A 7,807-nucleotide genomic window follows, 5' to 3' on the forward strand; every position below is an offset into this window, starting at 1 on the left:
AAATAAATGCAAAATAATACCCTATGGTTCAATGGCCTATCCATGGAAGATGTCGACAAAGTCGGCGGTAAGAACGCCTCACTGGGCGAGATGGTTTCTAACCTGTCCAATGCTGGTGTTTCTGTACCTAATGGTTTTGCTACCACCTCTTATGCGTTTAACGACTTTCTTGATTACAAAGGTCTTGATGAGCGCATTCACCAACTACTTGATGAACTTGATGTTGAAGACGTTGACGCACTGCGTAAGACAGGTGCAACGATTCGACAATGGGTTCTAGACGCACCCTTCCCAGAATCACTAGAGCAAGACATCCGTGATAACTACCGCGAGCTAATCGAAGACAACGAAGAATTGTCTGTAGCTGTGCGTTCATCTGCAACCGCAGAAGACCTTCCAGATGCTTCATTCGCAGGCCAGCAAGAGACCTTCCTTAACGTGAAAGGTATCGACGCGGTACTCGAAGCAACCAAGCACGTTTACGCGTCTCTGTTTAACGACCGAGCTATCTCTTACCGTGTACACCAAGGCTTTGACCACCGTGGCATTTCATTGTCTGCGGGTATTCAACGCATGGTTCGCTCAGACAAAGCCTCTTCAGGTGTGATGTTTACGCTTGATACTGAGTCAGGCTTCGACCAAGTCGTGTTCATCACTTCTTCTTGGGGTCTTGGCGAAATGGTTGTACAGGGCGCAGTGAACCCAGATGAGTTCTACGTGCACAAGCCAATGTTAGAAGCAGGCCACCAGCCTATCGTGAAGAAGACCTTTGGTTCTAAGTTGATCAAGATGATCTACTCGACCAATCAAGAGATCGGTAAGCAAGTCGACATCATTGATACTGACGAGCAAGAGCGTAACCAGTTCTCACTGAACGATGAAGAGATCAAAGAGTTAGCAAAACAAGCGATGATCATCGAGAAGCACTACCAACGTCCAATGGACATTGAGTGGGCGAAAGATGGCATCGACGGCAAGCTTTACATCGTTCAGGCTCGCCCAGAAACCGTATGCTCTCAAAGCGACCAAAACGTTATCGAGCGTTACGAGCTAAACAACAAGGCGGATGTCTTGGTTGAAGGCCGCGCTATCGGTCAGCGTATCGGCTCTGGCCCTGTTCGCTTGGTTGATTCTCTAGACCAAATGTCACTGGTTCAAGAAGGCGACGTGCTGGTAACTGACATGACAGACCCAGACTGGGAACCTGTGATGAAGAAAGCGTCTGCGATTGTGACTAACCGTGGTGGCCGTACTTGTCACGCTGCGATCATTGCTCGCGAGCTTGGTATCCCAGCAATCGTTGGTTGTGGCAGCGCAACAAGCAGCCTAAACGATGGCGATACCGTGACAGTGTCATGTTCAGAAGGCGAAACAGGCTACGTTTACAACGGCGAACTCGATTTTGAAATCAAACGTTCTGAGGTTGATGAGCTACCAATGCTACCAACCAAAGTAATGATGAACGTGGGTAACCCAGATCGTGCCTTCGACTTTGCACAAATCCCGAACGAAGGTGTTGGCCTTGCTCGTCTAGAATTCATCATCAACAAGATGATCGGTATTCACCCTAAAGCGCTGCTTAACTTCGATGCACAAACGGATGAGCTAAAAGCGGAAATCAACGAACGTATTCGTGGCTACAAAGATCCTATCGATTTCTACGTAAGCAAATTAACAGAAGGCATCGCGACTATCGCTTCTGCATTCTGGCCTAAGCGTGTGATCGTACGTATGTCTGACTTTAAGTCGAACGAGTACAGCAACCTAGTCGGCGGTAAAACGTTTGAACCGCATGAAGAGAACCCAATGCTGGGCTTCCGTGGTGCATCTCGTTACATCTCACCAGTATTCGAAGACTGTTTCGAGCTAGAAACTCAAGCGATCAAACGCGTTCGCAACGAAATGGGCCTTAAGAACGTTGAAATCATGATCCCATTCGTTCGTACTCCAAGCGAAGCGGCATCGGTTATCGACATTCTGGCTAAATTCGACCTTCGCCGTGGCGACCAAGGTCTGAAAGTGATCATGATGTGTGAGCTACCATCGAACGCAATCTTGGCTGATGAGTTCTTGAAGTACTTCGATGGCTTCTCTATCGGCTCAAACGACATGACGCAACTGACACTTGGCCTCGACCGAGATTCAGGCGATGTGGCACACCTCTTCGATGAGCGTAACCCAGCCGTGAAAGCAATGCTGAAAATGGCGATCGATGCGGCAACCAAAGCGGGTAAATACGTGGGTATTTGTGGCCAAGGCCCATCTGACCATGACGACCTAGCAGAGTGGTTAATGGAGCAAGGCATCAGCTCTGTTTCACTAAACCCGGATACGGTTATCGATACGTGGTTGAAGCTAGGTAACGTTGCTAATAAATAAGTAAATAAGTAAATAAGTAAATAAGTAAATAAGTAACGCTTCACGCGGTACCTTAACGACAAAAGCCAGTCACGTTGACTGGCTTTTTTAGGTTCTTTCCAAATTAGCTGGCTAGAGCGCTAGAAGTAGTATCTCACACCAACCCAAGCTTCGGTTTGCCAACCATTCGGCATTGGCACACCTTTCACATCAACATCCGCTTTGGTAATGTCATAGCGCGTATTCAACCACCAAGTTCTTGCAGTGTTCATCGGCACATTTAACGATGTTTTAAATGAGAAGTTTTGCATGTCGATATCATCACCAGAAAGATCTTGCCACTCAGGAACCAAAGACACATAAGCGCCAGAGTCACCGAGATGCTTCGCGGTAATCAAACCAAGCGAGTATCCCGTTAAATCATCTTTAGATGAAGTGACGCCAGGGATCTCCATACTACCAGTCATCAGTCCTGCTCTTGGAAATACCAGGAATCCACCGGTATAAGCTGGATTAATCGCAACAACACCGCCAACCGACAATAAGTCATTTTTAATACTGTTGCGCGTATTAATATAATCTAATGAAAGACCCACTTTAGGCGTAGCTTTCGTCCCTGTTTCAAAGACGTGGAAGTACTGAATTCTAGAGTTGCTGTACTCTGTACCGAATTTGTCTGGATCGCGAAGCGCTGTGTTGCTTTCATCGACAAACGTCCCTTCGGCCAGTAGGGCAAACTGCTGACCGTTTTCTAAACCGCCAGAAACTTGCCCTTGAAATTGGATATCTGAACTACCATTCAGCATCAATGCAGCTTGAGTATAAACTTTAGTGACATCAGCAGGATCGATAACACGTTCGGAATCTGAATCGGCATGTGCAGGAAGGGCTAGACCTAAACTCAACGGGATTAATAGAGCAAACTTTTTCATTATATCTCTCGAAAGTCGTTTGCTTCCTCCTTGAAGCCTGGAACATCCTGTTAGGTAATAAATAGATTACTTGTCAGCAAGTAGTTTTGCTGCCGAACGCATTAGTGCAGGGCCTTTATTCTCACCAAAACCTGAGTGGTATGGGTTGGTTGAGAACATCACACCCACAAAGTCACGTGCAGGATCGATGTAAATAAATTGGCCTAGGTTGCCACTTTTCGACATTGCACCGTCATTGAAAATGAAATCAAATTGGTATGCGTTGTAGTCTGCTTTTTCGTTGTATGCGTGCAGTGAACTGCTCTCTTTGCTAGTACCTACGAATGCTTTTGGATCACCGCCGTTGCGGATACGATCAATCACAGCTTGTGACACCACTGGCTCATCAGCCACCGCTTTCCAGCTAGGTGTAAATAGTGTTCCCCAGCGAGCCATGTCTTCTACCGTTGATGAAACCAAGCCAACCGCGATCGCCATGCCATCTGGCGTCAAGTTGAATTGCATTGGTTGACGTGCGTGCACTTTTGACCAAACACGATCTTCGAATACTTGAGTCCAAGTTTTGTTCTCAACGTTTTCAACTAACTTAGTCAGCACCATGGTGTTGATAGATGCGTAACGGAAATGGTCACCGGCTTTTTCACCTTCCAGTTTCTGTGCACCTTGAGCCACTTCCATCCAAGTTTCCATTTCACCCGTTTTTGCACGAGGTGAGTTAAACGATGCCGCAAAGAAACGCACCACATCAGAGTCTGGGTTCAAGATAGACTCTAATGTCTCTTCATTGTCTAGCGCGGTCGACATGTTCAGAACTTGGTGTACTGTGATGCCATCCCAGTTCGTTCCTTTCAATTCAGAAACATACTCAGCGATCTCTTTTTCAGGGTCGACTTTGCCCTCTTCCACTAACATTGCGATCACTGTGCCAACCGTCGTTTTTGCTGTAGATGCCCAAACGTGCGTATCTGTCGGCTTCATACCTGGGTAAGCTTCGTAAACGATCTCCCCTTTGTGAATCAACATAAAGCCTTGGGTACGGAACTGTTCATCCGCCAAGTACTCATCCATTGTCAACTGACCTTTGCTTTCAGTATCAACTTTCAGTGCAGCGAGTCGTGGGTCGATATTTTTGACTAAAGGCTTGTACTCTTCGTTTGGAGCCGCCAGTGCCGTTGGTAGAAACTCACTCATGTGCATGTTGTAGTAAACGCTGTGGTCGCCGCCCATCTGCCAATGAAAGTTATTGAATAACTCACGAGCTGAGTCAGTAAAACTTGGGGTAAATGCTGTGCTCGCCTCTTTCACGGTCAAGGTAACTTGAGCACCTTCAACTTTCAGAGCTTCTTCAACTGGGTTTGCTGCAAGAGCAAATGATGATGGGGTCGCTAACGATACTAGAACGGCAATGTGTTTAAGTTTCATAATTGTTCTCCTGTTTGGGTTAGGAAAAGTATAGGGAGATGCGCTACACTTAATTAGGTCACTTGATGACATTTAATGGTAGGCACAAAACAATGAAAGCATCATCGAACACCACCAGCATACTGCTCACTTCGACCAGTAACATTGCTCCATATATTCAGTATTGTGACAAACATAGACTGGATTGGCGCACCGTCGCCGTTGCGTGCGGTCTACCCATTGAACTGACACAATCCAATCAATGGCTTCCTACACAAGACGTGATTCGCTTCATTCATGGCCTTGAGCGTAAGTTTGGCTATTCGATAGGGATTGAGGTTGGACGTAAGGCCTCTCTAGAGCAATTGTCACCTGAGCTAGACCGAAAAATTGAACAATGCACTTCTCTCGAGCAAGCGGTACGCTGCTTGATTACTGAAATATCGACCTTAAGTAATCACGTCACCATATGGACGGAAAAAAGCGATGGATTGTGGTGGCTGTGTCATCGAAGTTGCTATGACCCATCGACCTCAGGTTTTGAACAAGCAGAATGGTTTCGCGCCCTGACCGTGATTAGCCTATGCCGTAAGTTCATTGACAATCGCTGGCAACCATCACACGCCAAGTTGGTCTCTAAGCACAACAGCGCACGTAAATTACCTAAGCATTTCTTTGATTCTGATATTCAGTTTGAACAGCAATACGGTGCGTTCTCGATTCCGCTGCCCGATGATTATCGTGCCATTTCAGAACGAAATAGTACCCAAGATTGGCATCACGCTGTCGAGATATTAATAGACACCTATGCGACTCTACCTTGGTTCAATATTGAGTGGTTTGCGACCATGCTCGGCATGACAAAACGAACGCTGCAGAGAAACCTGAAGAGCAAAAACATTCTCTTTAAACAAGCCAAAGAACAAGTTCGGGAAGCTAAAGCAAAACAGCTACTTGAAGAGACCAACCTTTCTGTTCAAGACATCAGTTGGCAAGTGGGTTACAGCGACTTGAGTAATTTCAATCGTGCATTCAAAGGTTGGGTTGGAGTCACGCCACCAAGTTATCGGGATAAAGCGAAACATTAGAAATAGTCGAATGGAAAACCTTTAGACCCAATCCGCTAATATAAAACTCAGAAACAAGATACGACACCTTAAATTTCAATAAGCGAACGCATAAAGTTGCATTGCACAATGCTCACCTACCGATGAAACTGTGCAAAGGTAATATCGATAGATTTAATGACATTTATTGGTATCGAGCTAACGTTACGTTATCCTTTACGCAATTCTTCATTGAATGGATTGTCACTACGACAAACCTACCTTCAAGACTGATAAGAGTGTTATGAATTCTACGACCGCAACTCCCTCGCCTTCTCTTGGCCGACAACTCTATACAATGACATGGCCAATGCTGTTTGGGGTGCTCTCCCTGATGAGCTTCCAACTTATAGACAGTGCTTTTATTGGCCAGTTAGGCGTACTGCCGCTCGCGGTTCAAGGCTTCACGCTACCAATTCAGATGATCATTATCGGGATTCAAGTCGGACTAGGCATCGCGACAACGGCTGTGATCGCGAGAGCTATTGGGGCTAACGAGATACGCTATGCCAAACAGCTCGGCGGATTAGTCGTTGCGATGGGCAGTGTGAGTGTCGCGCTGTTCTCGGTCATCATCTATCTGTTGCGTGGTCCTATTTTACAACTCCTCGATGCACCACCGACGGTACTGCCGATCATTGATTATTACTGGATCTATTGGCTGGTAAGCTCTTGGACAGGCGCACTGCTCTACTTTTTCTACAGTGTGTGTCGTGCCAATGGTAATACCATGCTGCCCGGTTCGATGATGATCGCGACCAGCATCATCAACTTGATATTGGACCCGATTTTCATATTCACGCTCGACATGGGCATCAACGGAGCCGCGATTGCGACCATCTTGGCGTTCGGTGCGGGTATCTTTATCGTTGCTCCTAAGGTAACTAAGAAGCATTGGATGACATTCGACTGGCACGATCTTGATATCGGCAAGAGTATTCGTTCTATAGGAAACATCATGGGGCCTGCGATGATCAGTCAGCTACTGCCACCAGTCTCTTCGATGCTCGCCACCAAACTGCTTGCAGGCTACGGCACAGCAGCCGTTGCAGCTTGGGCGCTAGGTTCACGTTTTGAGTTCTTTTCGATTGTTGCAGTGCTTGCTCTGACTATGTCGATGCCACCTATGATTGGCCGAATGTTGGGAGAAAAGAACCTAGGGAACATACGTAGTCTTGTGAAGATTGCCGTGATGTTTGTATTAGGATTCCAATTGGTGATCGCACTGGTAACTTGGATGTTCTCTGGCGGGTTGGCAAATCTCATGACCAGCGAAGACGAAGTCTCGACCATTTTGAACTACCACTTACTTATCGTTCCTATCAGTTTAGGGCCGTTGGGTATCTGTATGCTGATGGTTTCTATCTCGAATGCGCTTGGTAAGTCTTATAGTGCCTTAACGATATCAGCACTGCGCCTGTTCGCCTTCTTCTTGCCTTGCTTGTGGATTGGTTCGCAGCTTGCTGGTATTGAAGGCCTGTTCTGGGGTGCCATGGTGGGTAATGTGCTTGCCGGTACATGTGCTTGGTTTATGTACCAACGCGCACTTGGGCAAGTCGAGGCTAAGCTTTCTAATTAATCAGTTAGCGAACTAAACGGCTTGCCAGCTAAACCGCTATAAAGTTATTAAACGAAAAAGCAGCCACTTAGGCTGCTTTTTTAGTTTCAGACTTAAAATATATTGGGGTTAGACTTGCTCAAAGTAAGCCAAAAACTCACCGCAATCTTTTTGGAATGGTGGCAATATTTCTGCTAGTGTTTCATCATCCCAATGCCACCATTCAAAGCTTTCTAATCGCCCGGCATAGCTAGGAGCATCAAACCGAGGACGCAGTTGCCAAACGCAATCGAGTATGGCGGTACGCCTTAAGCAGCGGTTGCCAACGAAAACAATCAACATAAATGAGTTAATCATTCCATTGTATCAAAGTACTTCACCAGCCTAAAACTGCAGTACTTCAGTTTCATTCGGGACCATTTTAAAAGGAAGTTATACCAATTAAAGTAAAA

6 protein-coding genes are annotated in these 7,807 nt (G+C 46.2%); 3 read left to right on the top strand and 3 right to left on the bottom strand.

Features of this window, described 5'->3' with window-relative positions:
• Positions 1-6: 6 nt before the first annotated feature.
• Positions 7-2,379, top strand: a complete 2,373-nt coding sequence (gene ppsA / locus AB4351_RS17745) for a phosphoenolpyruvate synthase (protein ID WP_372126751.1) — start codon at positions 7-9, stop codon at positions 2,377-2,379.
• Positions 2,380-2,498: 119 nt separating this feature from the next.
• Here the strand turns inward: ppsA and AB4351_RS17750 are convergent, their stop codons facing one another.
• Positions 2,499-3,290, bottom strand: a complete 792-nt coding sequence (locus tag AB4351_RS17750; protein WP_017060557.1) for a hypothetical protein — start codon at positions 3,288-3,290, stop codon at positions 2,499-2,501.
• 66 nt (positions 3,291-3,356) lie between these two features.
• Positions 3,357-4,712, bottom strand: coding sequence for a serine hydrolase (locus AB4351_RS17755; protein WP_017060556.1), 1,356 nt, complete (start codon positions 4,710-4,712; stop codon positions 3,357-3,359).
• Between the two features lie 92 nt (positions 4,713-4,804).
• Here AB4351_RS17755 and AB4351_RS17760 point away from each other — a divergent pair, with 92 nt between their 5' ends.
• A complete protein-coding gene (locus tag AB4351_RS17760; RefSeq protein ID WP_017069197.1) occupies positions 4,805-5,779 on the top strand; it encodes an AraC family transcriptional regulator in 975 nt (324 codons plus the stop codon).
• Positions 5,780-6,041: 262 nt separating this feature from the next.
• Entirely contained in the window at positions 6,042-7,376 is a 1,335-nt protein-coding gene (locus tag AB4351_RS17765; RefSeq protein ID WP_372126753.1) for an MATE family efflux transporter, read from the top strand.
• 108 nt (positions 7,377-7,484) lie between these two features.
• On the opposite strand, the gene AB4351_RS17770 is transcribed toward AB4351_RS17765, so the two are convergent.
• The gene (locus AB4351_RS17770; protein WP_372126755.1) at positions 7,485-7,712 is read right to left on the bottom strand and encodes a phosphonate metabolism protein; all 228 of its coding nucleotides are present in this window, start codon (positions 7,710-7,712) and stop codon (positions 7,485-7,487) included.
• Positions 7,713-7,807: the final 95 nt, after the last annotated feature.

This window comes from Vibrio sp. 10N.261.51.F11 (genome assembly GCF_041471665.1).
GTDB classification, from domain to species: Bacteria; Pseudomonadota; Gammaproteobacteria; order Enterobacterales; family Vibrionaceae; genus Vibrio; species Vibrio crassostreae_C.